The sequence below is a fragment of the Aeromonas sp. S19(2024) genome, from assembly GCF_041402625.1.
Taxonomy (GTDB): Bacteria; Pseudomonadota; Gammaproteobacteria; order Enterobacterales; family Aeromonadaceae; genus Aeromonas; species Aeromonas caviae.
The window spans coordinates 23,131-49,061 of record NZ_JBGLQU010000001.1 but is presented as its reverse complement, the minus strand read 5'-3'; the positions used below and the strand labels follow the sequence as shown (position 1 = coordinate 49,061).

The following is a 25,931-nucleotide window of genomic DNA, read 5'->3' as shown; positions in this document are numbered from 1 at the left end:
ATGACCTGTCAGGGGTCGCAGAGCCCAGGTCGGGACGAACATGGCGAGGTGCAGGCGGCACTGTACTCGCATCCCGCCCATAAAAAGAGGTCGCCCGGGCGACCTCTTTGTCGTCTGCTACTTCGCTGCGGATCAGGGCAGGGCATCGGGCCGGAAGGTGTTGCAAGGATCTGTGTCCCTCGTGTCTCAATCGATCAGGGCAATGCATCGGGCCGGAAGCTGGCGCGGATCTGCGGCACCAGGGGGGAGGGGTCGAAGCCTTTCTCCTCCCCGAGCACCGGGTGGAGCAGGGGTTGGTCCCGGATAGGGGTGAGGTCCCCCGCCAGCAGCTGCCTTGTGGCTTGGCCCATCTGGTAGAGCTGGCGCACCGGGTCGAACTGGCGGGCGAGATCCAGCCCGTCCCCGGCCCGGGTGAAGGCCATCATGGGGATCTGGTAGCTGGCATCCCGTGGCGGTTTGGCGCCGTGGATACCCTTGCCCGCCGACATCAGGAAGGGCTGGTGGTCCCCGAAGGCCACCACCAGGTAGCGCTTGCCGGAGTTGTCCAGGGTCTTGAGCAGCCGCTCCAGGGAGGCCATGGCGTCCACCACCCCGGTGTAGTAGGTATTGAGCAACTGGGTATCCGCCGGGCTCTGATCCGGGCAGGCGCCGCTGCGTTGCTGGGCCCGGTAGCGATCCCCGTCGAAGGGGCCGTGCCCCTGCATGGTGACCGCGTAGGCGAACAGGGGCTGATCGTCCTGGTTGCTGCGTTTGAGCAGGTGATCGATGAGGGCATCGTCGGAGATATAGAGCCCCTTGTGCTCGAGGGCGGTGAAGCGGGTATCGAACCAGCGCTCCTGATAGCCGAGGGCCGGGATCGCCTTGGCGCGGCCCCAGAACTTCTCCACATAGGGGTGGGCGAACAGGGTCTGGTAGCCGCTTTGGGCTGCACTGCGCGCAAGGCCGGGCACCCGGTCCGAGAGGTAGTAGTAGGGCACCACCCCCTGTTTGAGCAGGCCCACCGGCAGGCCGGTGTTCATCTCGAACTCCGCCAGCACCGTCATGCCCCCCGTGGTGGGGGAGTGGATGGTCTTGCGCCATTGGGCCACGCTGGCGGGCAGGCTCAAGGTGGGGGCGGGGGCGCAGAGACGGCCCTGCCAGTCAAGCCAGAGCGACTCGTATTGCAGCACGATCACCAGATCGAAGCGGGGAGCCCTGGGCTGGGCGGGCAGGCTCAGCTCCGGGGTGCGCTCGTTGATCTGCAAGGGGTAGCGAAACACGTTGCCGCTTTGCAGCATCTCGTCCACCAGGTTGAACAGGTAGAGGCCGGGGCCGGCGCGGATGATGTCCCTGTGGTAGTTCACCGCCCTGTCCACATAGCGGATGTTGGCCCCGAGCAGCTTGTTGCCGGTCTGGGTGGCGAACACGCAGAGGGCAAAGAAGGCGGCGGTGGCGGCGGCGGTGCGCAGCAAGCCCCGCAGGATCCAGCGGGAGAGGGCGAAGCGCCACACCAGAAAGAGGAGCCCCAGCACGACGAGCACCGGCACCACAGGGTGCTGATCGAGCAGGATGTGCAGCAGGGCCAGCAGGTTGCCCAGATCGTCCCCCCCCAGCGGCACCCCGTAGATGGCGATCTTCATGAAGTTGGCGAGCAGCCCGATGCCCGAGAGGGCGGTGAAGAGCAGCCCCATATAGAGGCTGAAGCCTGCGAGGGCACAGAGGCTCCAGCCCAGCACCATGCTGCCCCAGGCGAGGTAGTAGTGCTCGGGCCGAAAGCCCGACCAGAACAGGAATTCCCCCAGCTTGAACACCACGAAGCCGTGGAGCAGCACGAAGGTGAGGTTGCCAAGCAGCAGGCTGCCTGCCACCCGGGCGCGGTAGCTTCGGCGCAGCCGCGGCAGCAGGGCCTTGAGCACGGCGGCGCTCACCAGCAGCACCAGCAGCAGGCTGGTCATCAGGTAGAGGAGGTTGAAACCGCGCTCCGGCAGGGTCTGGAGGATCTGGCTGTATTCGGCGCTCTCCGGCCTGTCTGCCAGCAGCAGCCCGATGCGCAGCTGGTAGCGGCTGTCCAGGGCGTCGTCGGGGGCGCGCAGGGCGCTGTTGAGGCTCAGGGTGCAGCGCTCCTTGCGGCACTTCTGGCGCTTGTCCACCGCCTGGCTCAGCTGATCGATGCGAACCCCTTTGTCGTTGAGCAGCTCCACCCGCACCTTGTCCCCCTCCTGCAGGGGTTTGAGCAGTTGCCACTGGCTGCGCACCACCAGATAGAAGCCCCGGTTGTCACTTTTGTAGAGCAGGCTGTAGCGATTGAGGGTAGCGATGGGCTGATCCGCCGGGCCCAGAATGAGGGGGGCGGCACGCCCGAGCCAGCTGACGGGGTTGAGCAGCGGCAGGGCGAGGGTCAGCAGCAGCAGGGCGGTCAGCAGACCCAGCAACAGCCCGGCCAGGGGCTGGGAGGCGGGGCGGTGGCCGGTGACGGGGGCATTCATAAGGGCTCATCCTTGGAGCGGTCATGGCAGCGACGACTGCCTCTATTTTGACCCGATGGTGCGTGGCTTGTTCCTTGATGTCAATTTAATGACAACAAGATGAATATTCCGTGATGAGCACAGTGAAGCAATTTGTGATCCCGATCTGCCAGGGGCACTCATTCTGTGATGAAAGCGTCATCATGAGCCTTTGCTGCTGGTCTGGGAGGGGGGCGCTGTTTAGTCTCTCAGTAACGGTTGGAGGTACATGTATGAATCCCAAAGTTGCGGCGCGTCAGGCCAGATTGCTCCAGATGCTGGAGAGCAAAGAAGAGATCCGGATCGGGCGGGAGCGGGACTGCCCCCTGCCGCTGCCCCAGCTCGTCCGGCTGACCGAGGATCACCCGGACGTCGTCAAGGTCTACGGTCACGGGCTCACCGCCGAGGTGTTCCATCTCAAGGTGGAGGGGCACCACTGGTGCCTGAAACGCTGCCGCCAGGACTCTCTGGTGGCCAATGTGGACGGCAAGACCGCCTTTCTCACCGAGCTGGAGCGGCGCCGGGAGATAGAGAGCCTGCGGGAGCTGCACCCCACCATCCTCTCCAACGTGGTCTGCACCAGTTTCGGCTCCGCCCGGGCCGGGGTGCTGGTCTCCCCCTGGCTGCGGGGGGAGCCGGTGCGCACGCTCTGCGAGCGCAACCTGGCGCAGATGCTGGCGGTGGAGGCGGAGCTGGCCCGCTGGGGCTGGTTTGACTGGGATCCGAGCCCGGGCAACCTGCTGGATGACGGCCAGCATATCTCGGTGTTCGATTTTGGCTACATGTGGCCCTTCGATCCCCTGCACGAGTTCAACTCCAACGGCCTCACCGATCCCGACTTCCATGTGCCTGAGCGGCTGGAAACCCGCACCCTCTCCGGGCTCTGGCTGGACGAGGCGGATCCCTTGCCGCTGTTTCGCCGCTGGCGCGAGCTCTGCCTCGCCTGGGCCAGGGGAGAGCTGCAATACCTGTCGCGGGAGGGGGCGAGCGCCCCCGTGCTGGCGCGGATGCAGGGACTGGTGGGGGAGTGGAGTGCGGCGCTGGCAAGCGACGAGGCGCTGGCGGCCAACTGGTGGCGCGACATGTACCGCAGCCATCGGCTCGACATCCTGGATGATCTCAGCGGCAAGAGCTGCGGCCCGCTCACCCTGCGCCGCCTCGACTGGCTGGAGCAGGCGGTACGGGAGCACTTCCCGGCCCTGGTGGACAATCTGGCCCCTGACGAAGCGGGGCTCGGTCAGGCCGGGTTGCTGCAACGGCTGGGAGGGCTGCGCGAGCAGATCCGGGCCAATCTGCTGCCCACCCGGGCCACCCTGGTCACCAGCTGATGGTGGAAGAAGAGTGACAAGAGGGGCGCCGCGGCGCCCCTCTTTGCTGAGTGGGGAAGGCCGCCCCGGGTGTGATGGGGCGGAGGAGGCTCGTTGTGTGCCAGCGCCGGGGCGACTCAGTCGAGCAGTTCCCGGTGCAGGCAGTTGACGATGTGGCCCGCCTCGTCCTCTTTGACCAGGAAGCAGAGGTTGTGGGCGCTGGCGCCGTAGCAGATCATCCGGATGTTGTGCTCGCGGATGGCGTCGAACACCTGGCTGCCCACCCCGGCCGCCTCGCTCATGCGGTTGCCGATGAGCGCCACCAGGGCGAAGCCGGTCTCCACTTCCACCTTGCACAGCTGGCCGAGCTCCGCCAGCACCTTGTCGTTCAGGATGGGTTCGCCGTTGCTCTGGCTGCCGGTGTGATCCAGGGTCAGGGAGACGCTCACCTCGGAGGTGGTGATGAGATCCACCGAGATGCGGTGACGGGCCAGGATGCCGAACACCTCGGCCAGGAAGCCGTAGGCGTGGAACATGTTGAGGCTGTGCAGGGTCACCAGCACCTGCTGGCGGCGCAGGGCCACGGCCCGGAACAGCGGGTTGCTGCGGGTGGTGGCGCGGATCCAGGTGCCACCGGCGGCGGGGTCCTTGGCGGAGCCCACGAACACCGGGATGTCCTGGCGCAGCGCGGGTTGCAGGGTGGCCGGGTGCAGCACCTTGGCGCCGAAGGTGGCCATCTCCGCCGCCTCCACGAAGCTGATTTCGGGGATGGGGCGGGCGCGGGTAACCAGGCGGGGATCCGTGGTGTAGATGCCGGGCACGTCGGTCCAGATCTCGATGCTGCCTGCGTCCAGTGCCTCGGCCAGGAGGGCCGCGCTGTAGTCGGAGCCGCCACGGCCGAGGGTGGTGGTGCGACCATCGCCGTCGGCACCGATGAAGCCCTGGGTGATGACCAGGCTGTCACCCAGCAACGGGCCCACCGCCTGCTGGCAGAGGGCGCGGGTCGCCGCGAGATCCACGGTGGCCTTGCCAAAGCGGCTGTCGGTGCGCAGCAGTTGGCGCGCATCCTGCCACTGGGCCTTGACCCCGCGCTGGTGCAGGAGTTCGGTAAAGAGACGGGTGGACATCAGCTCGCCGCAGGCGATGAGGCGATCGGCGAGTTCGGCGTCGGTGTGCTGACTGGCCTGACGGGCCATGGTGCGAATGTCGCCGAGCTGGGCATGGATGAGGGCGCTCACGTCGCTCGGGTTGCCAAGGGCGGCCAGAATGGCCAGCTGGATGTCGGCAAGCCTGGCAAGCTGGGCATCCTGTCCGGCTTCGTCCAGTTCACCCTGAGCCAGGCTCACCAGCAGGTTGGTGACGCCGGCGCTGGCGCTCAGCACCACCACCCGGGTCGCCGGATTGGCCAGCACCACGTCGGCGCAGTGGTTCATGGCCGCGGCATTGGCGACGCTGGTTCCGCCAAACTTGGCGACATTGATCGGGTTCATTGCATACTCCTGTCTCAAGGTGAAAATCCGGTTTCATCGGGCAAATAGAGAGGAGGAGGCAAAATGGCAGGAAAACGCGAGGATCCCGGCCAGAAGCACTCCACCTGCAGAGCCCATCCCGTACCCGCCCCAAGTGGGGCGCGGTGTGGGATGACCACTACCGATGACAACCCGGGGGATTCAGCCCCCGCAGCCGACGTGGCGGTGTCCAGTCACTCGCCTCGTCTCGGCGCTGCTCCCCCTGACCCAAGTTCACCGGACACTGGTGTCCTCCCCTGGGCTGCCTGGGCAGCGCTCCTCTTCTGGTGCCACCTGTGACAGGTGGCGTGCATGTACAAATACCTTGGTCTGGATTGCACTGTCAATCGAGTTCGTAAAAAAGAACAAAATTGACGGTAACCAGGCACAAGATCAATCAGTTACGAAATGGTCTTGGACAAAACCTTGGAGCGACGCTGCCAGTTGTAGAAGCGCTGGCGCTCCACCGGCAGATCTTCGACTTCCAGGGGATCGAAGCCCCGCTCCCGGAACCAGTGGATGGAGCGGGTGGTGAGTACGAACAGGCGACGGATGCCGAGCCGCCTGGCCCGCTCGGCCACCTTGGCGATCAGGGTGTCCCCCCGGTTGGAGTTGCGATACTCCGGGTGGATGGCGACGCAGGCCATCTCGGCCATGGCTTCTTCCATGAAGCAGTAGAGCGCTGCGCAGCCGATGATGAGGCCGTCCCGCTCGATGATGGTGAACTTGTCTATCTCCATCTCCAGCTGCTCCCGGGAGCGGCGCACCAGGATCCCTTCCTCCTCCAGCGGACGGATGAGGTCCAGGATGCCGCCGATGTCCTCAATGGTGGCGGCCCGGGCCCGCTCGGCGCTTTCGCGCACGATCTGGGTACCCAGCCCCTCGCGGCTGAACAGCTCCTGCAGCATGGCGCCGTCGTCCTGATAGCTCACCAGGTGGGAGCGGGGCACGCCACCCCGGCAGGAGGCGATGGCCGCGCGCAGGTAGCGGGCGGTGCCTGACATCTCTTCCCCCGCCTGCTCCAGCGCCACCAGCAGCTCTTCGGCCTGCTCGGGGAAGAGCTCGGAGATGGCCTCCCCGTGCCTGTCCATGACCCCCTGGGTGCTGCTGAAGCAGATGAGCTTGTCGGCTTTGAGATCCACCGCCACCCGGCGGGCTACCTCTTCCGAGCTCAGGTTGAAGCTCTCGCCGGTGACCGAGCAGCCGATGGGGGAGATGAGCACCAGGCCGTGCTGATCCAGCTGGCGGGTGATCCCCTCCACATCGATGCGACGCACCCGGCCGCTGTGGCAGAAGTCGATGCCGTCATCCACACCCAGCGGCTGGGCGGTGACGAAGTTGCCGCTCACCACGCTGATGCGGGCCCCCTGCATGGGTGTGTTGGCGAGCCCCATGGAGAGCTGGGCGGTGATGTCGTATTGCAGACCGCCGCACACCTGCTTGATGATGGCGAAACTGGCATCGTCGGTGACCCGGATCCGCTTGTGATACTGGGCCTGGATGCCGGCGCGGGCCAGAGCCTCGTCATTTTGCGGACGCGAACCAAACACCAGCACCAGGCGGATCCCCAAGGTCTGCAGCAGGGCGATGTCGCTGACGATGTTGGCAAAATTGGGGTGACAAATGGCTTCCCCGCCGATCATCAGGACGAAGGTGGCACCCCGGTGCACATTGACATAAGGGGTGGATTGCCGAAAGGCATGGACCAGGCTGGGTTCGCGTTCACGCACGTGTTTCATTCCATAAAAAAGCAGCAATTCGCCCAATATATGAAAATAAATTCACAAATCAAGACTAAATATCGACTCGGTGTTTTTTTGTCGCCATTTTGACCAGTGCTGGCGGGGAGGGGAAGACGCAGGCGAGGGCGGGAGGGTCGCCCCGGGGGCCGCTCCCTGGTTGATCCGGGCTAATAACCTGATATCTTCGGTGTTCCTTTTCGTCAGCCGCATTGCGCGGGGTTTTATACAAGGACAGGGCATATGGAGCAGATTATTTCACCGGCAGAGGTGCTGCCGGGACGGCGGGAAGCGCTGGAGATTGGCCAGGTGCACGCAGTAAATGGCCACCCGACCCAGGGGCCCTGGCCCGAGGGGATGGAGCTTGCCTGGTTCGGCATGGGCTGTTTCTGGGGTGTGGAGCGTCTGTTCTGGCAGCAGCCCGGGGTCTATTCCACCGCCGCCGGGTATCAGGGGGGGCTGACCCCCAATCCCACCTACAAGGAGGTGTGCAGCGGCCTGACCGGCCACGCCGAGACGGTGCAGGTGGTGTTCGATCCCAAGGTCATCAGCTATGGGGATCTCGTCAAGCTGTTCTGGGAACACCATGATCCGGCCCAGGGGATGCGCCAGGGTGGCGACATCGGCACCCAGTATCGCTCCGTCATCTTCGTCGGGGACGACACCCAGGAGGCTATTGCCCAGCAGAGCCTGGCCGCCTACCAGCAGGCCATGACGGCGAGCGGTGACGGGCGCACCATCACCACCCGCATCCTGCCGCTGGCCCCCTTCTACTATGCCGAGGATTATCACCAGCAATATCTGGAGAAAAATCCCGAGGGGTATTGCGGCCTGGGGGGCATCGGCGTCTGCCTGCCTCCCAGCCTGAATCGCTGAGGCGTCATTGCATACCACGGGGGCCATCAGGCCCCCGTGTCATTGTGATGAAAAATAATTGAAAAAAATGCGTCAGGTGGGGAACTAAACTGAACCCTGGCTGACCAACAGGGTAGCGACCACGGATGGTTGCCAAGACCAGACACATTTTTTTGCCCCGAAATTCATTACTCTGACAAGCGCGATGAATTGACAATGCTAGCAAGCAGGGCTGCCCGATGAGGCGGCCCTTTTCATTGGGCGTCCCGCCTCACTCCTCGCCTCATTGCATCTCGTCCCCTTGCCGTCACGGCAGGGATGGGATCAGCCGATGGTGCTGTCGAACAGGTTCTTGATGAGGTCGATGAACTCGATGAGGAAGGCTTGCTGGGCTTCGCTGGGGGCGGACAACCAGACGGCGGAGAGCACCTCTTCCAGGTCGGCGACCACGGCATCGGCCTCCTGCATGATCAGGAAGCGCACCTTGGGGTCGAGCTGGGGGTTCTGCTCGCAGATGGCCATCAGGTTGTCGGCCACCCGGCTGCTCACCAGATCCTCGATGGTCTGGGCGCCGCCGCCCTGCTGCTGGCTCTCGAACAGACCCAGACTCTCTACCAGATACTCGATCAGCGCAATGTAACCGTCGCTCTCTACCACCATGATGGCTGCCCTTTCTTCATTGCCTTGGGGAAATGGTGCGTATTTTAGTGGCTGAACCCGTCATGGCAAGCGGCAGTGGAGCCGATGGCGGATAAATTGGACACCGCCGCGCTCCACTGTCTCCAATCCGGTCAGCAGGAAGCCGTGACGCAGGAAGAGAGCAAGGCTGAAGGCGCTCGCCTCCGTGGTGAGGCTGCCAAGCCCCATCTGGCTGGCGGCTGCCAGCACCCGCTCCAGCAGCAGGGTGCCGAGCCCCTGGCGCGGATGATCCGCGCTCACGTAGAGCAGGCTGAGATGACCGTCATCGCTCAGGGTGGCAAAGCCAAGGGGCACATCGTCTTGCTCGATGACCCAGCCATGGTGCTCGCGCAACTGGCTGGCAAGCCCCGGGTGATGGGCCCCCCTGGCCCACTGCTCCACCTGCTCCGGGCTGTAGTGTGCAGGCCCCAGGCGGCGTACCGACTGCTCGAACAGATCCAGCAGCCTTGGTATGTGTGCCTCCTCGAGGGGGACGATGCGGGAAGAAGAAAGAGGCGGCATGGGTCAACCCTCCCTGATGGTCGCGCGGGGGGCCTGGGGCCGCTTCGCCCTGGGCAGACCCGCCACCACCCGCTCATAGGAGTGGACTATCCAGCCCTGCCAGAGATCGTCAGACAGGCCTTCACTCAGGGTCACCGTGTTCCAGTGCTGCTTGTTCATGTGCCAGCCCGGTTTCACCTCGGGGTGGATCTCCCGCAGCAGCAGGGCGAGCTCGGGTTCGCACTTCAGGTTGATGGAGAGGGGCTCCGCCTGCCAGTCCACCAGGGCAAACATCTTGCCGGCGATGCGGTAGACCAGGATCTCCGGGCCGAAGGGGGTGTCCTCGGTGGCGCCGGGCTGGCTGAGCAAAAATTCACACAATTGAACGAGGGTCATGGGGACTCCAGGCTGGTCCGATCATGGTGGAAGCATGTTCACCGGGGTGAGCCTTCTGTTAATATGCGCGCCGAGTATACCCCCCATCACCCCGGGAGCCCATGAGATGTTGTACCACAAGACCTTTGAACTGGGTCCCGATCGGGATTGGGTGGTGTTCGTGCACGGTGCGGGCGGCAGCTCCTCCATCTGGTTCAAGCAGTTGCGGGCCTACCGGGAGCACTTCAACGTGCTGCTGCTGGACCTTCGCGGTCACGGCCAGTCCAACCAGCTGCAGCAGGTGGTAAAGGGGCACTACAGCTTTCGGGCCGTGACCGAGGACATCCTGCGCCTGCTGGATCACCTGCGCATCCCCCACGCCCATTTTGTCGGCATCTCCCTTGGCACCATCCTCATCCGCCACCTGGCGGAGCTTCGCCCCGAGCGGGTCAAGAGCATGGTGCTCGGCGGTGCCATCCTGCGTCTCGACATCCGCTCCCGGGTACTGGTGCAGCTTGGCCGCCTCGGCCAGCACTTCCTGCCCTACATGTGGCTCTACCGCCTGTTCGCCTTCATCATCATGCCGCGCCAGCACCATCAGGAGTCCCGCAACCTCTTCGTGCGCGAGGCCAGAAAGCTGTGCCAGAAGGAGTTCAAGCGCTGGTTCCGTCTCGCCACCGAGGTGAACCCCCTGATGCGCTACTTTCGCGAGCGGGCCCTGCCCATTCCCACCCTCTACGTGATGGGGGAGGAGGATCACATGTTCCTCGCCCCGGTGCGTGAGCAGGTGGCCCGCGACCCTTACAGCCGCCTCGAAATCATCGAAAAGTGCGGCCATGTCTGCAACGTGGAGCAGCCGGATCACTTCAACCGCCAGTCCCTGGCGTTTCTCTCCCGTCAGGCGGCGTCGTCCGCTCTTTGAAGCCCGACAAGGGCCTCAGATGAAGTAGTGGCCAATCTCCAGATAGCGCTGGCGGATGTGCTCTATGAGCAGCCTTATCTTGCGCGGCGGCTGGCGGGTGAAGGGGTAGACGGCGTAGATGCCGAGCTTCTTGCCCACCCGGTCGGGAAACAAGTCCACCAGATCCCCCTGCATCAGGTCGTGATAGACCAGACAGCGCGGCACATAGACGATGCCGCGCCCCCCCAGCGCCGCCTTGCGCAGGGCTCCGGCGTTGTCGGTTGAAAAGCTCCCCGACACCGACACCAGATAGTTGCCCTCTTCCCCCTTGAAGGCCCACTCCGAGGCCCCCGTGCTCTGGTAGGCGTAGCGCAGGCAGTTGTGGGTGAGCAAGTCTGACGGCACCCGCGGCGCCCCGAAGCGGCGCACATAGGCGGGGGCGGCGCAGATGACCCACTGGGAGTCGAGAATGTGGCGGGCAATCAGGCTCGAGTCATCCAGATAGCCGGTGCGAATGACCAGATCGAACCCCTCTTCCACCAGGTTGACGAAGCGGTTGTCCAGCGACATCTCCACCGTGAGCCCTGGGTGCTGCTGGCAAAAATCGGCCACCGCATCGGCGAGCAAGAGCTCGCCGGAGATGGTGGGTACCGACATCCGCACATGACCGCTCACCTTTTCACCAAATCCCGCCACCGCGTCGAAGGCGTCCAGTGCGGCGGCCTTCACATTTTTGGCACCTTGATAGAGCGCCTTGCCCGCCTCGCTCAGGGTGAGCCGGCGGGTGGTGCGATAGAGGAGCTGGACCCCGAGCTCCTCCTCAAGACGCCCGATCCGCTTGCTAACCACTGAATTTGTCAGGGAATTTTGTTCAGCCACCTTGCTGAAGGAGCCTGCCTCCACCACCTGGGCGAAGAGGATGAGGTCGTCGGTACTGGCCATATTGATCAACTTTTGGAACGAATGTTGTTCATTATTTCCATATATCGCGAAAAAGGAACAGGGTAAGGTCACGTCCGCTTAACAAAACAACAACAAGGTGCGCCTCTGCACCCCTCTGGACAAGGACGCAATGATGACAGACACCCTGCTGGCCCTGGTGGCCTTCTCGCCGATCCTGGTGGCCGCCGTGCTGCTGGTCGGCCTCAACTGGCCCGCCAAGCGCGCCATGCCCGTCGCCTTCCTGTTGACCGTGTTCATTGCCCTGTGGGGCTGGCAGATGAGCCCGACCCGGGTCTTCGCCTCCACCCTGCAGGGGCTGGTGATCACGGTGACCGTGCTCTGGATCGTGTTCGGCGCCATCCTGATGCTCAACACCCTCAAACACACCGGTGCCATCACCGCCATTCGCGGCGGTTTTACCAACATCTCGCCGGACAGGCGCATCCAGGCCATCATCATCGCCTGGTGCTTCGGCGCCTTTATCGAAGGGGCCTCGGGCTTTGGCACTCCGGCCGCCATCGCCGCGCCGCTGCTGGTGGCCATCGGCTTTCCGGCGCTGGCCGCGGTGCTGCTCGGCATGATGATCCAGTCCACCCCGGTGTCGTTCGGCGCGGTGGGCACCCCCATCCTGGTGGGCATCAACAAGGGGCTGGATAACCAGGCCATCGGCCAGACCCTGAGCGCCGGTGGCAGCAGCTGGGACATCTACCTGCAACAGGTGACCACCAACGTGGCCCTCATTCACGCCACCGTCGGCACCCTGATGCCGGTGCTGATGGTGATGATGCTGACCCGCTTTTTTGGCCGCAACCGCAGCTGGACCGAGGGGCTCTCCATCCTGCCCTTCGCGATTTTCGCCGGGCTCGCCTTCACCGTCCCCTATGCCCTCACCGGCATGCTGCTCGGCCCCGAGTTCCCGTCCCTCATCGGCGGCCTGGTGGGGCTGGCCCTGGTGGTGACGGCGGCGCGAGCCGGTTTTCTGGTGCCCAAGAACTCCTGGGATTTCGCCCCCGAGAACGAGTGGCCCGCCGAGTGGCTGGGCTCCTTGAAGCTCGATCTCAAAGAGGCCGCCGGTCGCCCCATGTCGCTCATGCTGGCCTGGCTCCCCTATGTGGCGCTGGCGCTCCTGCTGGTGGCGAGCCGGGTGAGCCCGGCATTCAAGGCCAGCCTCCTGTCGGTGAGCCTCGCCTTCACCGACCTCTTGGGGGAGAAGGGGGTCAGCGCCTCCATTGAGCCGCTCTACCTGCCGGGGGGCCTGCTGGTGCTTTGCGCCCTGCTCGCCACCTGGCTGCAATCGCGCTCCCTCGTCCCCTTCGGTCGGGCATTGGGGGAGTCCAGCCGCACCCTGATCGGCGCCGGCTTCGTGCTGATTTTTACCGTGCCCATGGTCCGCATCTTCATCAACTCCGGCGTCAACGGGGCGGATCTCGCCAGCATGCCGGTGACCACCGCGAATTTTGCCGCCGGGCTGGTGGGGGAGTTCTTCCCGGCGCTCAGCGCCACCATCGGCGCGCTGGGGGCCTTTATCGCCGGCTCCAACACGGTATCGAACATGATGTTCAGCCAGTTCCAGTTTGAAGTGGCCCAGACCCTGGGGGTCTCCACCGCCGCCATGCTGGCCCTGCAGGCAGTCGGCGCCGCCGCGGGCAACATGATTGCCATTCACAACGTGGTGGCGGCCTCGGCCACCGTGGGGCTGCTCGGTCGTGAGGGGGCGACGCTGCGCAAGACCGCGCTGCCGACCCTCTACTACCTGCTGGTCACCGGCCTTATCGGGCTGGCGCTCATGTACAGCTTCCACATCTCGGACGCACTGCTGCAGCTCAAGTAAGGAGAGCAAGTGATGAAGGTAATGCGGGTCTACCCGGCCAAGCCGGCCGATGTCTATCTCTACGCCACCTGTCTGGTGGACCTGTTCGACCCGGTGGCGGGGCTCGATGCCATCGCCCTGATCGAGCGGGAAGGGATAAGGGTGCACTTTGTCGAGAAACAGACCTGCTGCGGGCAGCCGGCCTACACCTCGGGTCACGAGGAGGAGGCGCGCAAGGTGGCGCAAAGCCAGATGGCGCTCTTCCCCGAGCCCTGGCCGGTGGTGGTGCTGTCGGGCTCCTGCGGCGGCATGATGCACCACCACTACCGCCGTCTCTTCCCCGAGAGCCCCGAGGTGGCCGATTTTTGCGATCGGGTGTTCGAGCTCACCGAGTTTCTGGCCCGGATCTGCCGGGTGCGCTGGCACGGGGTGGGGGAGGCGAGCATCGTCATGCACACCTCCTGCTCGGCCCGGCGCGAGATGCAGGTACACACCACGGCCCGCAGCCTGCTGGGGCAGCTCGATGGGGTCACCTTGCACGAGCAGGCCTACGAGAGCGAGTGCTGCGGCTTTGGCGGCACCTTCTCGGTGCGCCACCCCCACATCAGCCAGGCCATGGTGGAGGACAAGACCCGCCACCTGCTGGCCACCGGCGCCGACACCCTGGTGAGCGCCGACTGGGGGTGCCTCTTGAACATCAAGGGATCCCTGGCCTATCAGGGCAGGATCTTGCCTGCCACCCACCTGGCGAGCTTCCTGCTCGCCCACAGCCGCCCCGACAGTGACGAAATAGCTCATAACGGCGCCGCTGTTAGCGATTTGGCTCATGCCAAAGAGGCCCAGCCCCATGTCTGATCACGCCAAGTATTCGCCGCGCCGCTTCCATCCTCAGGCCGAGGCGGCCCTGGCCGACCCCGTGCTGCGCCAGAATTTTCGCGGCGCCATGGATTACCTGCGCGCCAAGCGCCGGGATGCCTTCGCCGACCCGCAGGAAGAAGCGGCGGTGCGCGATGCGGCGGAGCAAATTCGCCAGCGCTGTCTCTCGCGCCTGCCGGACCTTTTGGAGCAGCTCGAAGCCAACTGCGAGCGCAACGGCATAAAGGTGCACTGGGCCCAGACGCCGGCCGAGGCCAACGCCATCATCCTTCGCATCGCCCAGCAACACGGGGTGAGCAGCATCGTCAAAGGCAAGTCCATGGTGAGCGAGGAGGTGGGGTTCAACCACGAGATGGCGCGCCACGGCATCCGCTGCCTTGAGAGCGACATGGGGGAGTTTATCGTCCAGCTCGACGGCGACACCCCGTCACACATCATCATGCCCGCCATCCACAAGAACAAGCAGGAGGTGAGCGACACCTTCGCAAGCAACCTGGAAGGCTTCACCCCCACCACGGACGTGGACGAACTGATCCAGACCGGGCGGCGGGCCCTGCGCGAAGAGTTTCGCCGTGCCGGCATGGGGCTCTCCGGCGTCAACTTCGCGGTGGCGGAGACTGGCAGCCTCTGTCTGGTGGAGAACGAGGGTAACGGGCGCATGTGCACCACGGTGCCGAAAGTCCACGTGGCCATCACCGGCATCGAAAAGGTGGTGGAGTTCTTCTCCGACGTGCCGCCCCTTTACAGCGCCCTGACCCGCTCGGCCACCGGTCAGGCCATCACCACCTACTTCAACGTCATCAGCGGCCCGCGCCGGGCAGGGGAGCTGGACGGCCCGGACGAGGTGCACCTGGTGCTGCTGGACAACGGCCGCAGCCAGGCTTACCGGGATGAGGAGCTGCGCAAGACCTTGCAGTGCATCCGCTGCGGCGCCTGCATGAACCACTGCCCGGTCTACACCCGCATCGGCGGCCACGCCTACGGCACCATCTACCCGGGTCCCATCGGAAAGATTATTTCCCCCCACCTGCTGGGGCTGGAAAGCACCCAGGATCTGGTAACCGCATCCAGCCTGTGCGGTGCCTGCGGCGAGGTGTGCCCAGTGCGCATCCCTATACCCGACATGTTGCAGCGCCTGCGCCGGGAGGCCAAACACGACGCCATGCCGGGCCACGAACCGCTGGCGGGGCAGGGGGCGGCCAAGAGCCGGCTCGAGACTCTTGCCATGCAGGGCTTTGCCTTTGCCGCCACCCACCCGCGCCTCTATCACGCCGCGACCGGGGTGGCCGGTCGCCTGCGGGGGCTGATGCCTAAACACCTGGGCCCCTGGACCCAGTGCCGCGAAGCCCCCCAACCCGCCCCCCAGAGCCTGCACGCCCTGCTGCGCCAGAAGAAGAAGGAGTCCTGAGATGTCGAGCAAAGAGGCCATATTAAGCCGCCTGCGCGGCGCCGCCACCCCCATGGCCCACGCCCCCCATGGCTGGCAGCCCTGGCGCGGGGAGGATGAACAGGAACGGCGCGAGCGCTTTGTTGCCGGGATCAGCGCCAGCCACGCCGAGATCCTGACCGTCAAGGAAGCAACCCTTGCCCGGGATCTGAGCGCCTGGCTGGATGAAGAGGGCGTGACGAGTCTGGCCTGTGGCCAGGGTGGCCGCTGGCAGGAGGAGGTCGCGGCGGCTTGCGCCGGGCGATCTGTGTTGACCCCCTCTGGCGAGTTCGCGAGCTGGAAGGACGATCTGTTCGACGTCTGTCAGGCGGGCATCACCCACTGCGCGGGCGCCATCGCCGATACCGGGACGCTGGTGTTGCTGCCGGATGGCGGCGAGCCGCGCACTATTTCGCTTGTGCCCCCCTGCCATATCGCCCTGCTGGCGGCCTCCACCATCGCCGACAACCTGGCGGGGCTGGTGGCGGCCGGGCGTTGGCAGCAGGCCATGCCCACCAATCTGTTGCTGGTCTCCGGCCCCTCCAAGACCGCCGACATCCAGCAGACCCTGGCCTACGGCGCCCACGGCCCGAGCCGCCTGCTGGTGGTGCTGGTGGAGGATTGCTGATGCGCTGGAATGAATTTGACGCCGCCGTGCTTGAGCGCATCCCGCCGGAGCGGCTGGTGAGCGACCCGGACTTGCGATTGGCCCATGGCACGGACGCGAGCTTCTACCGCCTGGTGCCCGAGCGCATCGTGCGCCTCGACTCTTTGGATGAAGTGCGCTTCGTGCTGGGGGTGTGCCGCGAATTGGGCCTGCCGTGCACCTTTCGCGCCGCCGGCACCAGCCTCTCGGGCCAGGCCCTGAGCGATTCGGTGCTCATCACCCTGACCGACAGCTGGCGCGGCCACCGCATTCTGGACGAGGGCGAGCGCATCGCCCTGCAACCCGGGGTGATCGGCGCCGATGCCAACCGTTATCTGGCGCCTCTGGGGCGCAAGATTGGACCGGATCCCGCCTCCATCAATGCCTGCAAGCTCGGCGGCATCGCCGCCAACAACGCGAGCGGCATGTGCTGCGGCACCGCCCATAACAGCTATCACACCCTGCACGCCATGACGTTGCTGCTGGCCGATGGCACCGTGCTGGAGAGCGGCGACCCCCAGAGCCGCGCCGCCTTTGCGGCCAAACGCCCGGAGCTGCTCTCGGGGCTTGCCGCCCTGCGCGCCGAAGTGCTGGCGAATACTGAACTTGCCGCCAAAATTCGCCACAAGTACCGGCTCAAGAACACCACCGGCTACGCCATCAACGCCCTGCTCGATCATGAAGATCCCGTGGATATCCTCACCCACCTGATGATCGGCTCGGAGGGGACCCTCGGCTTTATCGCCGAGGTGGTGCTCGACACCGTGCCCGAATACCCCCACAAGGCCTCGGCCCTGCTGGTGTTTCGGGACGCCGAGCAGGCCTGTCTGGCCACCTCGCGCCTGAAAAGCGCGCCAGTGGCGGCGGTGGAGCTGATGGATGGGCGATCCCTTCGCTCGGTGGCGGGCAAGCCCGGCATGCCGGACTTTATCAAGACCCTGGATCTGGCCGCCTGCGCCCTGCTTGTGGAGGTGCATGGGGAATCGAAGGAAGAGTTGGTGGATCGCTGCGAGCAGGTGACGGCCATGGCGGCCGAGTTCGTTCAGGTAGCCTCTGTGCCTTTTACCAGCGACAGCGCCGGTCTCTGGGCCATTCGCAAGGGGCTCTTCCCAGCGGTGGGGGCGGTGCGCACCACAGGCACCACCGTCATCATCGAGGATGTCGCCTTTCCCATCGAGCGCCTTGCCGAAGGGGTGGCGGGGCTGCAGCAACTGTTCGATCGCTTCGAATACGGTGAAGCCATCATCTTCGGCCACGCGCTGGAGGGGAACCTGCACTTCGTCTTTACCCAGGGCTTTGATGATCCGGCCCAGGTGGCCCGCTACGGCGCCTTTATGGATGCGGTGGCCGAGCTGGTCGCGGTGCGCTTTGGCGGGTCCCTCAAGGCCGAGCACGGCACCGGCCGCAACATGGCCCCCTATGTAGAGCTGGAATGGGGGCCGGAGGGGATGGCGCTGATGCGGCGCATCAAGGCGCTGCTGGACCCAGCTGGCCTGCTCAATCCCGGCGTCATCATCAACGACGACCCCAAGGCCCACCTGGCCCACCTCAAGCCCATGCCGGCGAGCGATGCCATCGTGGATCCGTGCATCGAGTGCGGCTTTTGCGAGGCGGTCTGCCCCTCGCGCACCCTGTCACTATCGCCGCGCCAGCGCATCGTGCTCTATCGGGAGTTGTCACGCCGTGGTCGCAGCGGTGAAGTGGCAGGGGATCTTGCCCGGCTGTTTGACTATCAGGGGATAGAGACCTGTGCCGCCACCGGGCTGTGCGCCGATCGCTGCCCGGTGGGCATCAACACCGGCAGCCTGATCAAGAAGCTGCGCAGCGAAAAGTACCAGCGCTTCGTGCCCATCGCCCGATGGAGCGCCGATCACTTCGCTGGTGTTACCCGCACCGCCCGCAGTGCGTTGGGCCTAAAAGCCATTGCGGGCAAGGTGCTGGGAGACAAGGCGCTGGCTGGGCTGGTGAACGGGGTTCGCCATCTGAGCGGCCAGCGCACCCCCGCCTGGCTGCCCACCCTGCCGGGGCCGAGCCGCTACCGGTGGCCGCAAGGGGAGGGGAGCCATAGCGGATCCAGTGAGGACATTGGAGAGGATCGCGCCGTGGTCTATCTGCCCTCCTGCGCCAGCCGGGTGTTCGGCCAGCAGGAGGAGGCCCCTTCACTGCCGGACGTGGTGCAATCCTTGCTCAAGAAGGCGGGTTGCCGAGTCATCGTGCCGGCGAGAGTTGAGGGGCTCTGTTGCGGCATGCCCTATGACAGCAAGGGGATGAGCGAGGTAGCGGGAGCCAAGCGCAGTGAGCTGGCCGAGGCCCTGTGGCAGGCAAGCGAGCAGGGGCGCTGGCCCGTGCTGCTCGACACCAGCCCCTGCGTGCAGCGGCTGCCCTCGGGGGCGCTCGGCAAGGGCCTTCGGGTGTTCGAGCCCGCTACCTTTGTGCTGGAACACCTGCTGCCATACCTTGAGCTGACCCCCCTTGATGAGACTGTGATGCTCCATATCACCTGCAGCAGCCGGCGCATGGGGCTGGGGGATAAGATGCTGGCGCTGGCCCGAGCCTGTGCCCGCGAGGTGATAGTCCCTGAGCATATCCAGTGCTGCGGCTTTGCCGGTGACAAGGGGTTGATGACCCCGGAGCTCAACGCCGCGGCGCTTGCCAGCCTGCCCGCCCAGGTGCCCAGGGATTGCCGTCAGGGATTCAGCAACAGCCGCACCTGCGAAATGGGGCTTAGCCAGCACGCTGGCATTCCCTATCACAGCATCCTCTATCTGGTGGATCAGGTAGCGAGATAGGGAAACAAAACGGCAGGATAACTATCCTGCCGTTTTCAATGGGGTGAACAAGGTGGCTTAAAAACGGGACTTGTCTGGTGCTACGTGCTATGAAAGGGGCCGATGCTGATACGAACGATGGCAAGGAAGGATTGATGACGCCGCTAAACCACTATCTGCCTGCCTATCACTTCTGTGAAGTGCACGCTCGCGACATTGCCGCCGACCCGCGCACCGTCATCCAGGCGGCGTCCAACTATCGACCGGAAGCGGATCCGGCCTTTCGCCACCTGATCGGCTTGCGGGAAGTGCCGATGCGCCTTGGGCATCTTCTCGGTCGCCAACAGAGCGCCAGCCCGCCTCCCTTTGGCTTGGACAGATTCGTGCAGCTCGACAGCCATGACGACAACACGCTGCTCTACGGCCTTGTCGGCCGGTTCTGGCGGCCGGACTTTGGTCTGGTGACCATGGCGGACAGTCAGGCTTATCTGGACTTTGCGGCGCCAGGCGTCGCCAAGCTGGCCCTGGGGTTTTCGGCCAGCCGCCAGCCAAACGGTACCACCCGGTTGACCACCCAGACAAGGGTGTTCTGCCCGGATCTGATCTGCCGCCTCAGGTTCGCACCTTACTGGTATCTGATCCGCCCCGTCAGCGGCCTGATCCGGCGCCGGATACTGGGCGCCATCAAGGCAGAAAGCGAAAGAGGGTTGTAATAGACATGCTGAAGCACTTCAATTGACCGTTGTTGACGACTGTATCTAGCCAGATGGTCGATGCGTGAGTTATTTAATGGAAGATGCTGATAATAAGTTATACCGAGTTGGGTGAGGTTCAATATAGGACATCGGTTTAGGGTTATATAATAGGCTCGATTGGCGTGGCTAAATCGAGCCTACGGTATAGTTAATCTATCAGTTGATTACATTTGAGTACTTGCTTTCATGATGCATTTTAAAAAAATATTTCTTAAGTCATCAGCCTTGTTACCGAAGTGAGCTTCACGATGATGACTCGGGCAGAGTGCAATTACATTAGTGATTGCATCGCTTCCGCCCTCTGAGAGTGGCTGTATATGGTGGGTTTCCAGATAAATAGAGCCTGACCGTGTCTCGAAGCCTTTGGCACCACACCATTCACACAGTCCCTTGGCCCTGGTCAACACATAATTCCTGATTTTGGGGTCCCGTTGAAAGATCATTCCAGTGACTTCCTTTCTTTTCCCTTCACCTTCAGGTAACTCCAAATGCTGGAACTGGTCAACATATTTTGGCTCGGGTTGACTGCGAATAAGGAGGCAATCGCCGCTGTCAGAATCATAAGACTGAACGTACCAAAGTTCAGAATCAAGAAGGCGCGTTTCTGCAGTAGACTTCACACGGCCCGTTGTTTGCTCGTGTTGGACTCCATCACAGATGATTACCCTTAGTGGCCAATTTAGACGCGCTGCTTTTTGGAGGGAAAAATCCATTTTTATCGCTCGCCTTGATTGTGGCGAAGTTGTGACATTTTGGGAGACCTTTCGCATGTTCAAATTCTGGACAATGCTGCCATTTAAAAATTTAATGTCTTCATACCAAAGGTTTAACACGATTATACTTTTATTCGTGTTCTCGTAAGACCATTCATAGCAATACTTTGGGTTAGATGCAGCCTTTCCCTCACCACCTTTGAAATTTGCCCAATCACTTACGTCAATACCCGCCTCAGAAACTAGGTCCATAACACGCAGGCGTTCTTTGGGTTTTAAATCCTCAACTTTCATTTTGTCCTCAACTTGCTGTTGAATAAATCATAATACGTAAAAAGTTAACATTGGAATGTGATACAGAACTTTATTTTGGCAAAATATAATAGAAAGTGTGCATTGGGTTCTTTTACAAAAGGTTGATAAGTTAACAAGGAGCAGATGGAGGTTTTATCATAACCTGTCATCTCTACTGAGTTAAAATGCAACTCAGGATGTGGGGAATGGATAATTTCTTGAAGCGAAACAGATTTCAAGGTTTCAATACCCCGTCATCTCCAGATAGCCGACGCCCTTGGCATCCCCCGAGACGGATACCGCCCCCTCCCAGTAGTCAAAGCGTCCCGTCATGGCCTGATTGGGCTGGCGCGCCTCAATGGTGAGCCTTATATCGCCGGCTTTCAGCTGCCACTCGATAGGGTAGGCTTGCCCCTTGGGGCCGCGCCAGGTCTTGCCGGGGGTGAGGCGGATCTGCGCAGGGTTCAGCACCCGGCTGCTGCCGTCCCGTTCAATCAGGATGCCGTAGCGGTTCTCCGGTTCAGAGCGTCCTGCCTTGGTGCGCAGGCGAAACAGCATCAGCTCGCGGCCATCGTCAAACTGGAGCGAAAACCAGTCCCAGCCCGATTGCCACTCGGCCAATACCGAGCTGCTCCACTCGTGATCAAACCACCCCTCACCGCTGACGTGGCGGGTCTCCCCATCCAGGGTCAAGGTGCCGCTGATGGTCAGGCGCGGGTAGGTGTAGTAGAAGGAGGCGTTGCCCGGGCTCTTCTCGCTGTAACCCTGTTTGCCTTGCAGCACCGCGGGCTTGGCGGCGCTCACCTTCACATCAAGATCCCCCGCCTTGCTCTGCACTTTGAGGGTGGCGGGAAAGAGCGCTTCTCCTTGAGAGGCCAAGACCCACTCTTTGAGCCAATACTCACCGCCGCTGGCACCGGCGAGCCCTGGTCCCTGGCGGCTGGTGCGCTCGTCCTGCTGGTGGCTGCCTTTGCTCACATCCGTGATGGCGAACTGGGCCAGCCAGAGCTGGGGGGTGAGCCAGGGGTTGTCGGATGTTATCTCCTGCTCGATGCCTTGGCGAAACAGGGTCCACTGCATGCCGTAGCCGCGCCCTTGCTCGTCTTTGAGGTTGCCAGTGAGATACCACCACTCGGAGCGGTAGTCGGGGTGGGCAGCGTGATCCGCGGGTAGGCGGATGGACTGACCCGGCAGGGCCTTTTTGAAGTGATCGTTGCCGCCACCCAGGATGGTCCCCAGATCGCTGGCCTGCGCGTGGCCGCTTATGGCAACAAGCGGGATCAAGCGGGCTGCAAGCCACAGGGACCGTAAAGAGGACAAGATTCCCCTCACCCTGGCCCTCTCCCGAAGGGAGAGGGGATGGTTCGCGGCAGCTCTGTGCGCTTCTCTGCGCTGAATCAAGTGCGGTGACAGAGATCTGGTCAATGGGGACGTCAAGCCATGGCTGAGCCAGAGCGCCAACCGATATGTCATACCACTCTCCTTGCGGCGTACCAGGAGGCCAGCGCCCCGCACACCGGCGCCAGCAGAAGCGCCGTGACGGCGTGCAGGGGGGCGGCCTCGAAGGCCAGCCGCCAGCCAAAGGCGCGGGGGTTGACCACCTCAATCAGCACCCAGGCAAGGCCATAGCCCACCGGCAGGGCCAACAATGCGGTGAGCAGTCCCAATCCCGCCCCTTGCCACACCAGCAGCCGGCGGCAGTGGCGGGGGCTCAGGCCAAGGCTTTGCAGGGTCTGCAACTCGCCGCGCCGAGCCAGCCCCAGCACCATAAAGGCCGAGCCTATGCCGACGAAGGCGATCCCCAGAATGAGCAACTTCAATAGTTCGGTCACCACGAAGGTCTGATCGAACACCCTGAGGGCGGCGGCGTGGATGGCGGGGGCGGGCAACAGGTTCACCTGCTCGCCAAACTGGCTCCTGAGCCTGTCGCCAAGGTGCTCGGGATCCGGGCTGAAGAGGGCAAGGGATTGCACCTTGCTCCCTTCGAAGGCGTGCAGTATCTGCCCCTTGTCACTGCCGTAATCCTGATAGACGCCGGTGACGGTGAAAGCCCTCGGCCCCCCTTCGCTGGTTACCTCGAGGCGCTGGCCCACCCTGACCCCGAGGCGCACCGTCAGCGGTTCGCTCGCCAGCACCTCGTCGGGGGTGGCGGGCCAGCGCCCGACCAGCAACGGATAGGCGGCTTTGAGCTCGGGGATAAAGTCCATCTGCGCCCATTCGATGGGCTGCCCCTGCCAGCGGGCGGGGAGCACGGCGCGGCGCGAGGCGGTGCGCACATCTGGCGAGGCGAGGATGGTGTTGAGGGTCTGCTCGCCGAGGGCGCCCCTGCTGCCGGCCACCCCCTTGGGAGCGGTGACGTAGAGATCGGCGGCCAGGCGCTGGCCGAGCCAGATCTCCACGCTCGAGCGAAAGCTCGACACCATGACCCCGATGCCGATGGCTGCGGCGATGGCCAGTTGCAGCGCCATCACCGCGATGGCGGTGCGATCCAGGTGATAGAGGGTTTCTGCCACCCCGAGCCGGGCGGTGAGGGGGCCGCGTGCACGCAGCCGCCCCAGCAAGGAGCGAAGGGCATCGGGCAGCAGGAGGGCCATGGCGAGCAGCCAGCCCCCGGCCACGAAGAGGGCGCCGCCAAGGCCAGTGTAGGGCTGCCACAGACACAGGGCGCACAGCAGCAGAATGGCGATGGCGAGCCCCCGACGTTGCCAGGGATGAGCCGGCGGGCGGCTGTTGCCCTCTCGCAGCGCAAGGGGGGATTGGCGCAGCAGTTGCCACCAGCCAGGCAGGTTGGCGGCAAGCATCCCCAAAAGGCCAATCACCAGCGCCTTGCCAAGGCTGGTGGGGGAGAGGCGCAGCAGGTCGATGGGGTTGGGGCCATAAAGGTCGGCCAGCGCCTGGGTGAGCTGCCCCATCAGGGCGAGGGCCAGCAGGCTCCCCAGCAGCAGCCCGAGCAGGGTGCCGATGCTGGCGAGGATCAGGATCTCCAGGGTCAGCCAGCGCAGCACCCGGCGCGGCGGCATGCCGAGGATGATGAGCTGGGCCAGCTGGGGGCGGCGCACGCTCTGCACGAAGCGCTGGGCGTTGAACACCAAAAACAATCCCACGGCCATGGCGAGCAGGGAGAGGGCAGTGAGGTTCAGGGCCAGCGCATCGCCGAGCTGGCTGGCATCGAGCGCCGGGCTGATGGGCTCAAGCCACAGGGGATGAGCGGCGAGCCCGGCTCCCTGCGCAGCCTGCAGGGCCGCCTGCAAGGCCGTGGCCTCTTGCTCGCTGAGCTTGAAGACGATGCGATCGAGCCGCCCTTCCTTGCCCAGCAGCGGCTGGGCGAGACCGATATCGGTCACCAGCAGCCGCTCCATGGGCACGGCGCCGGGCTCGAAGGTGCCTGCCAGGGTGAGGGTCAGCGGGCGGGGCGACGCCCCTTCACCGCCACCCAGCACGAAGCGCCGGCTCTGGCCCGTTTGCCAGCCAAGGCGCTTGGCCTCGGGGGCGGCCAGCCAGACGCTGTCGGCGCGATTCAACGAGACATCGGGTTGGCTGTCTGGCGCATCGCCAAAGAGGCGGCGCAGGGGGCCGGGGTTGAAGAGATCCATCCCCAGCAACTGGAAGCTGCGCCCCTGTTCGTCCTTGAGCCAGGCGTGAAGCTCTGGCATGGCGTCAAGGTTCGGCTGGCTTCGCACCAGCCTCACGTAGACTTGCTCATCCAGGCCACCCTGGGGGGCCAGGCGGTAGTTGGCCTCCCCGGCGAGCTGGCTGCGGGCGGCGACGAAGTTGGTGCGGGCGCTGTGGTTCAAGAGCTCGATGGCCACCACCAGGGTGACCCCGAGGGTGAGCCCGGCCAGGCTCATCAAGAGCAACCAGGGGTGAGCGCGATAGAGGCGCAGCAGCGCCTTGAGCGGCAACATCAGCAGGCCCCCCGGCAGAAGTCAGCCATGGCGGCGCCCCTTGAGCTCGACCAGCTGCCCCCCTTCAAGGCGCAGCACCCGATCCGCCAGGTCGCCATAGCCCGGGTTGTGGCTCACCAGCAAGAGACCGGCGCCGGTATCGCGCACCGCGCTCATCATCAGGGCCATCACCTGCTCGGCGTTGTGTTCATCAAGGCTCCCGGTGGGTTCGTCGGCGAGCAGCCAACGGGGCTGATGAATGAGGGCGCGGGCCAGCGCCACCCGCTGGCGCTGGCCGCCGGAGAGCTGTTCCGGCCAGGCGTGGCGTTTGTGGCTCATGCCAAGGCGCGCGAGCAGGGCATCGAGGCGCCCATCGTTCTGGGGCAGGTTGTTTATCTGAAGGGGCAGGGCGAGGTTCTCGGCCACGGTCAGGGTCGGCAGCAGGTTGAAATCCTGATAGACGATGCCGAAATGGCGGCCACGCAGGCGGGCCCGCTCGTCTGTCGGCAGGGTGTCGAGGCGGGTCTCTTCCAGCCAGATCTCCCCCTCGTCCGGGGCGATGAGACCGGCGATGAGGTTGAGCAGGGTGGACTTGCCACAGCCGCTTTGCCCCAGCAGCAGGCAGGTTTCCCCCGGGGTGAGGGCGAGATCCAGCCCCTCGAACAGGGGGAGCGTCTCGCCGCCGTTGGCGAAGCGTTTACTGAGGTTGCGCAGGCTAAGCATGGGATAACCGTTTGATGGTCAATGGCTTTCACAATGTCCGTCACTATGCCAGTTAGTGATCGCGCCTGCAAAAGGGATGGGGATCCTCGCTGGATCCCGCTCGCCTGAGGTGGTTAGAATAGGGCCTTCCATGGGTCACAGGATGAGCAAGGATGTTACACAAGCAAGTCAGTTTTATCGTCGACAGCAAGGGCGTCAAGCAGGCTGCCGTGGTCCCCATCGATATCTACAACGAGCTGATGACCCTGCAAAAGGCCCTCTCCGACAACAAGCCGGGGGAGCGCGAGCTCTACCACTTCAACGGCAAGGGGGCAGAGGCCCATGGTTATCCGGTGGGCAAGCGGCAAAACCCCGGTTTCATGGTCCAGGCGGGCTCCACCGCCAACGGCGAGGATGCGGCCTCCCTGCGCGAGGCGGTGATCGAGCTGCGCCAGGAGCTGCTGGGCAAGGGGGTGCTCGTTCCCCACCCCGAAGGGGGCTTCATCTTTGCCACCGATCAGCTCTTCAACAGCCCGAGCCTGGCCGCGAGCCTGGTGGCGGGCAACAACCGAAGCGGGCTGGATGCCTGGCAAAACAGCGCAGGCTACACCCTCAAGCAATCGGGTTTTGGCAAGAAGACCTCCTGATGACGGGGCCCGGCAACGGGCCTCGCTCATGTTTGCCTGAGAGCCCGCGGCGAGCCGCTCATCAGGATGACAAGGAGGGCGGCTTCCCTTTGCGCTGCTAGCCTCAATGCCAGACGCCTGC

At 64.0% G+C, this 25,931-nt stretch carries 21 protein-coding genes and 1 riboswitch; of the genes, 10 read left to right on the top strand and 11 right to left on the bottom strand.

What is annotated here, in order from left to right; all coding sequences use genetic code 11:
* Window positions 1-194: 194 nt before the first annotated feature.
* A complete protein-coding gene (locus ACB037_RS00210; protein WP_336566327.1) occupies window positions 195-2,465 on the bottom strand; it encodes an LTA synthase family protein in 2,271 nt (756 codons plus the stop codon).
* 251 nt (window positions 2,466-2,716) lie between these two features.
* Here ACB037_RS00210 and ACB037_RS00205 point away from each other — a divergent pair, with 251 nt between their 5' ends.
* Entirely contained in the window at window positions 2,717-3,811 is a 1,095-nt protein-coding gene (locus ACB037_RS00205; RefSeq protein WP_010674362.1) for a hypothetical protein, read from the top strand.
* A 116-nt stretch (window positions 3,812-3,927) separates the two neighbouring features.
* On the opposite strand, the gene lysC is transcribed toward ACB037_RS00205, so the two are convergent.
* Together lysC and argA are read right to left on the bottom strand one after the other, a co-directional pair.
* Complete coding sequence (lysC, locus tag ACB037_RS00200; protein WP_010674363.1) at window positions 3,928-5,280, bottom strand: lysine-sensitive aspartokinase 3; 1,353 nt, start codon at window positions 5,278-5,280, stop codon at window positions 3,928-3,930.
* A gap of 85 nt (window positions 5,281-5,365) precedes the next feature.
* Window positions 5,366-5,590: riboswitch (Lysine riboswitch) on the bottom strand.
* Between the two features lie 109 nt (window positions 5,591-5,699).
* The gene (gene argA / locus ACB037_RS00195) at window positions 5,700-7,028 is read right to left on the bottom strand and encodes an amino-acid N-acetyltransferase (RefSeq protein WP_010674364.1); all 1,329 of its coding nucleotides are present in this window, start codon (window positions 7,026-7,028) and stop codon (window positions 5,700-5,702) included.
* A 252-nt stretch (window positions 7,029-7,280) separates the two neighbouring features.
* On the opposite strand from argA, the gene msrA reads away from it, so the two are divergent.
* The gene (gene msrA, locus ACB037_RS00190; RefSeq protein WP_371174742.1) at window positions 7,281-7,913 is read left to right on the top strand and encodes a peptide-methionine (S)-S-oxide reductase MsrA; all 633 of its coding nucleotides are present in this window, start codon (window positions 7,281-7,283) and stop codon (window positions 7,911-7,913) included.
* A gap of 303 nt (window positions 7,914-8,216) precedes the next feature.
* On the opposite strand, the gene ACB037_RS00185 is transcribed toward msrA, so the two are convergent.
* The 3 genes from ACB037_RS00185 to ACB037_RS00175 are packed head-to-tail and all read right to left on the bottom strand — an operon-like array spanning window position 8,217 to window position 9,467.
* Window positions 8,217-8,552 carry a DUF3802 family protein gene (locus ACB037_RS00185; RefSeq protein ID WP_041215402.1) on the bottom strand — a complete coding sequence of 112 codons (336 nt, stop codon included), beginning with the start codon at window positions 8,550-8,552 and terminating at the stop codon, window positions 8,217-8,219.
* Window positions 8,553-8,612: 60 nt separating this feature from the next.
* Window positions 8,613-9,092, bottom strand: coding sequence for a GNAT family N-acetyltransferase (locus ACB037_RS00180; RefSeq protein ID WP_336583352.1), 480 nt, complete (start codon window positions 9,090-9,092; stop codon window positions 8,613-8,615).
* 3 nt (window positions 9,093-9,095) lie between these two features.
* Entirely contained in the window at window positions 9,096-9,467 is a 372-nt protein-coding gene (locus ACB037_RS00175) for an MmcQ/YjbR family DNA-binding protein (protein ID WP_371174741.1), read from the bottom strand.
* 106 nt (window positions 9,468-9,573) lie between these two features.
* Between ACB037_RS00175 and ACB037_RS00170 the strand changes: the two genes are divergently transcribed.
* Complete coding sequence (locus tag ACB037_RS00170) at window positions 9,574-10,368, top strand: alpha/beta fold hydrolase (protein WP_010674369.1); 795 nt, start codon at window positions 9,574-9,576, stop codon at window positions 10,366-10,368.
* 15 nt (window positions 10,369-10,383) lie between these two features.
* Here ACB037_RS00170 and ACB037_RS00165 read toward each other — a convergent pair whose 3' ends face one another.
* The gene (locus tag ACB037_RS00165; RefSeq protein WP_201934894.1) at window positions 10,384-11,361 is read right to left on the bottom strand and encodes a LysR family transcriptional regulator; all 978 of its coding nucleotides are present in this window, start codon (window positions 11,359-11,361) and stop codon (window positions 10,384-10,386) included.
* A gap of 61 nt (window positions 11,362-11,422) precedes the next feature.
* On the opposite strand from ACB037_RS00165, the gene ACB037_RS00160 reads away from it, so the two are divergent.
* The 6 genes from ACB037_RS00160 (at window position 11,423) to ACB037_RS00135 (ending at window position 19,528) form a co-directional block, all read left to right on the top strand.
* Window positions 11,423-13,120 carry an L-lactate permease gene (locus tag ACB037_RS00160; RefSeq protein ID WP_319910548.1) on the top strand — a complete coding sequence of 566 codons (1,698 nt, stop codon included), beginning with the start codon at window positions 11,423-11,425 and terminating at the stop codon, window positions 13,118-13,120.
* Window positions 13,121-13,132: 12 nt separating this feature from the next.
* Entirely contained in the window at window positions 13,133-13,954 is an 822-nt protein-coding gene (locus ACB037_RS00155; RefSeq protein ID WP_322146525.1) for a (Fe-S)-binding protein, read from the top strand.
* Window positions 13,947-15,383, top strand: a complete 1,437-nt coding sequence (locus ACB037_RS00150; protein WP_371174740.1) for a LutB/LldF family L-lactate oxidation iron-sulfur protein — start codon at window positions 13,947-13,949, stop codon at window positions 15,381-15,383. The genes ACB037_RS00155 and ACB037_RS00150 overlap by 8 nt, the downstream gene beginning before the upstream one ends.
* Window position 15,384: 1 nt before the next feature.
* Window positions 15,385-16,029, top strand: a complete 645-nt coding sequence (locus ACB037_RS00145) for a lactate utilization protein C (RefSeq protein WP_371174739.1) — start codon at window positions 15,385-15,387, stop codon at window positions 16,027-16,029.
* Entirely contained in the window at window positions 16,029-18,836 is a 2,808-nt protein-coding gene (locus tag ACB037_RS00140; protein ID WP_371174738.1) for an FAD-binding and (Fe-S)-binding domain-containing protein, read from the top strand. Before ACB037_RS00145 ends, ACB037_RS00140 begins: the two co-directional genes overlap by 1 nt.
* Before the next feature lie 134 nt (window positions 18,837-18,970).
* Window positions 18,971-19,528, top strand: coding sequence for a hypothetical protein (locus ACB037_RS00135; protein ID WP_371174737.1), 558 nt, complete (start codon window positions 18,971-18,973; stop codon window positions 19,526-19,528).
* A 206-nt stretch (window positions 19,529-19,734) separates the two neighbouring features.
* Here the strand turns inward: ACB037_RS00135 and ACB037_RS00130 are convergent, their stop codons facing one another.
* From ACB037_RS00130 to ACB037_RS00115, 4 genes are all read right to left on the bottom strand, one after another.
* Window positions 19,735-20,577: an HNH endonuclease gene (locus tag ACB037_RS00130; protein ID WP_201900891.1), complete on the bottom strand. Its 843-nt coding sequence runs from the start codon at window positions 20,575-20,577 to the stop codon at window positions 19,735-19,737.
* Window positions 20,578-20,820: 243 nt separating this feature from the next.
* Complete coding sequence (locus ACB037_RS00125; protein WP_371174736.1) at window positions 20,821-21,861, bottom strand: lipocalin-like domain-containing protein; 1,041 nt, start codon at window positions 21,859-21,861, stop codon at window positions 20,821-20,823.
* Window positions 21,862-22,046: 185 nt separating this feature from the next.
* Entirely contained in the window at window positions 22,047-24,482 is a 2,436-nt protein-coding gene (locus ACB037_RS00120; protein ID WP_371174735.1) for an FtsX-like permease family protein, read from the bottom strand.
* 21 nt (window positions 24,483-24,503) lie between these two features.
* Complete coding sequence (locus ACB037_RS00115; RefSeq protein ID WP_103243313.1) at window positions 24,504-25,184, bottom strand: ABC transporter ATP-binding protein; 681 nt, start codon at window positions 25,182-25,184, stop codon at window positions 24,504-24,506.
* A gap of 152 nt (window positions 25,185-25,336) precedes the next feature.
* Between ACB037_RS00115 and ACB037_RS00110 the strand changes: the two genes are divergently transcribed.
* Window positions 25,337-25,810: a DUF4357 domain-containing protein gene (locus tag ACB037_RS00110; RefSeq protein WP_371174734.1), complete on the top strand. Its 474-nt coding sequence runs from the start codon at window positions 25,337-25,339 to the stop codon at window positions 25,808-25,810.
* The last annotated feature ends 121 nt before the right edge of the window (window positions 25,811-25,931 follow it).

Excerpts from the sequence above, each read along its gene's own strand:
- ACB037_RS00130 (WP_201900891.1), bottom strand. The coding sequence starts at position 20,577 with ATGAAAGTTGAGGATTTAAAACCCAAAGAACGCCTGCGTGTTATGGAC.
- ACB037_RS00160 (WP_319910548.1), top strand. The coding sequence starts at position 11,423 with ATGACAGACACCCTGCTGGCCCTGGTGGCCTTCTCGCCGATCCTGGTG.
- ACB037_RS00110 (WP_371174734.1), top strand. The coding sequence starts at position 25,337 with ATGTTACACAAGCAAGTCAGTTTTATCGTCGACAGCAAGGGCGTCAAG.
- ACB037_RS00150 (WP_371174740.1), top strand. The coding sequence starts at position 13,947 with ATGTCTGATCACGCCAAGTATTCGCCGCGCCGCTTCCATCCTCAGGCC.
- ACB037_RS00210 (WP_336566327.1), bottom strand. The coding sequence starts at position 2,465 with ATGAATGCCCCCGTCACCGGCCACCGCCCCGCCTCCCAGCCCCTGGCC.
- ACB037_RS00145 (WP_371174739.1), top strand. The coding sequence starts at position 15,385 with ATGTCGAGCAAAGAGGCCATATTAAGCCGCCTGCGCGGCGCCGCCACC.
- lysC (WP_010674363.1), bottom strand. The coding sequence starts at position 5,280 with ATGAACCCGATCAATGTCGCCAAGTTTGGCGGAACCAGCGTCGCCAAT.
- ACB037_RS00170 (WP_010674369.1), top strand. The coding sequence starts at position 9,574 with ATGTTGTACCACAAGACCTTTGAACTGGGTCCCGATCGGGATTGGGTG.
- ACB037_RS00185 (WP_041215402.1), bottom strand. The coding sequence starts at position 8,552 with ATGGTGGTAGAGAGCGACGGTTACATTGCGCTGATCGAGTATCTGGTA.
- ACB037_RS00140 (WP_371174738.1), top strand. The coding sequence starts at position 16,029 with ATGCGCTGGAATGAATTTGACGCCGCCGTGCTTGAGCGCATCCCGCCG.
- ACB037_RS00155 (WP_322146525.1), top strand. The coding sequence starts at position 13,133 with ATGAAGGTAATGCGGGTCTACCCGGCCAAGCCGGCCGATGTCTATCTC.
- ACB037_RS00135 (WP_371174737.1), top strand. The coding sequence starts at position 18,971 with ATGACGCCGCTAAACCACTATCTGCCTGCCTATCACTTCTGTGAAGTG.
- msrA (WP_371174742.1), top strand. The coding sequence starts at position 7,281 with ATGGAGCAGATTATTTCACCGGCAGAGGTGCTGCCGGGACGGCGGGAA.
- ACB037_RS00120 (WP_371174735.1), bottom strand. The coding sequence starts at position 24,482 with ATGTTGCCGCTCAAGGCGCTGCTGCGCCTCTATCGCGCTCACCCCTGG.
- ACB037_RS00115 (WP_103243313.1), bottom strand. The coding sequence starts at position 25,184 with ATGCTTAGCCTGCGCAACCTCAGTAAACGCTTCGCCAACGGCGGCGAG.
- ACB037_RS00175 (WP_371174741.1), bottom strand. The coding sequence starts at position 9,467 with ATGACCCTCGTTCAATTGTGTGAATTTTTGCTCAGCCAGCCCGGCGCC.
- ACB037_RS00180 (WP_336583352.1), bottom strand. The coding sequence starts at position 9,092 with ATGCCGCCTCTTTCTTCTTCCCGCATCGTCCCCCTCGAGGAGGCACAC.
- ACB037_RS00205 (WP_010674362.1), top strand. The coding sequence starts at position 2,717 with ATGAATCCCAAAGTTGCGGCGCGTCAGGCCAGATTGCTCCAGATGCTG.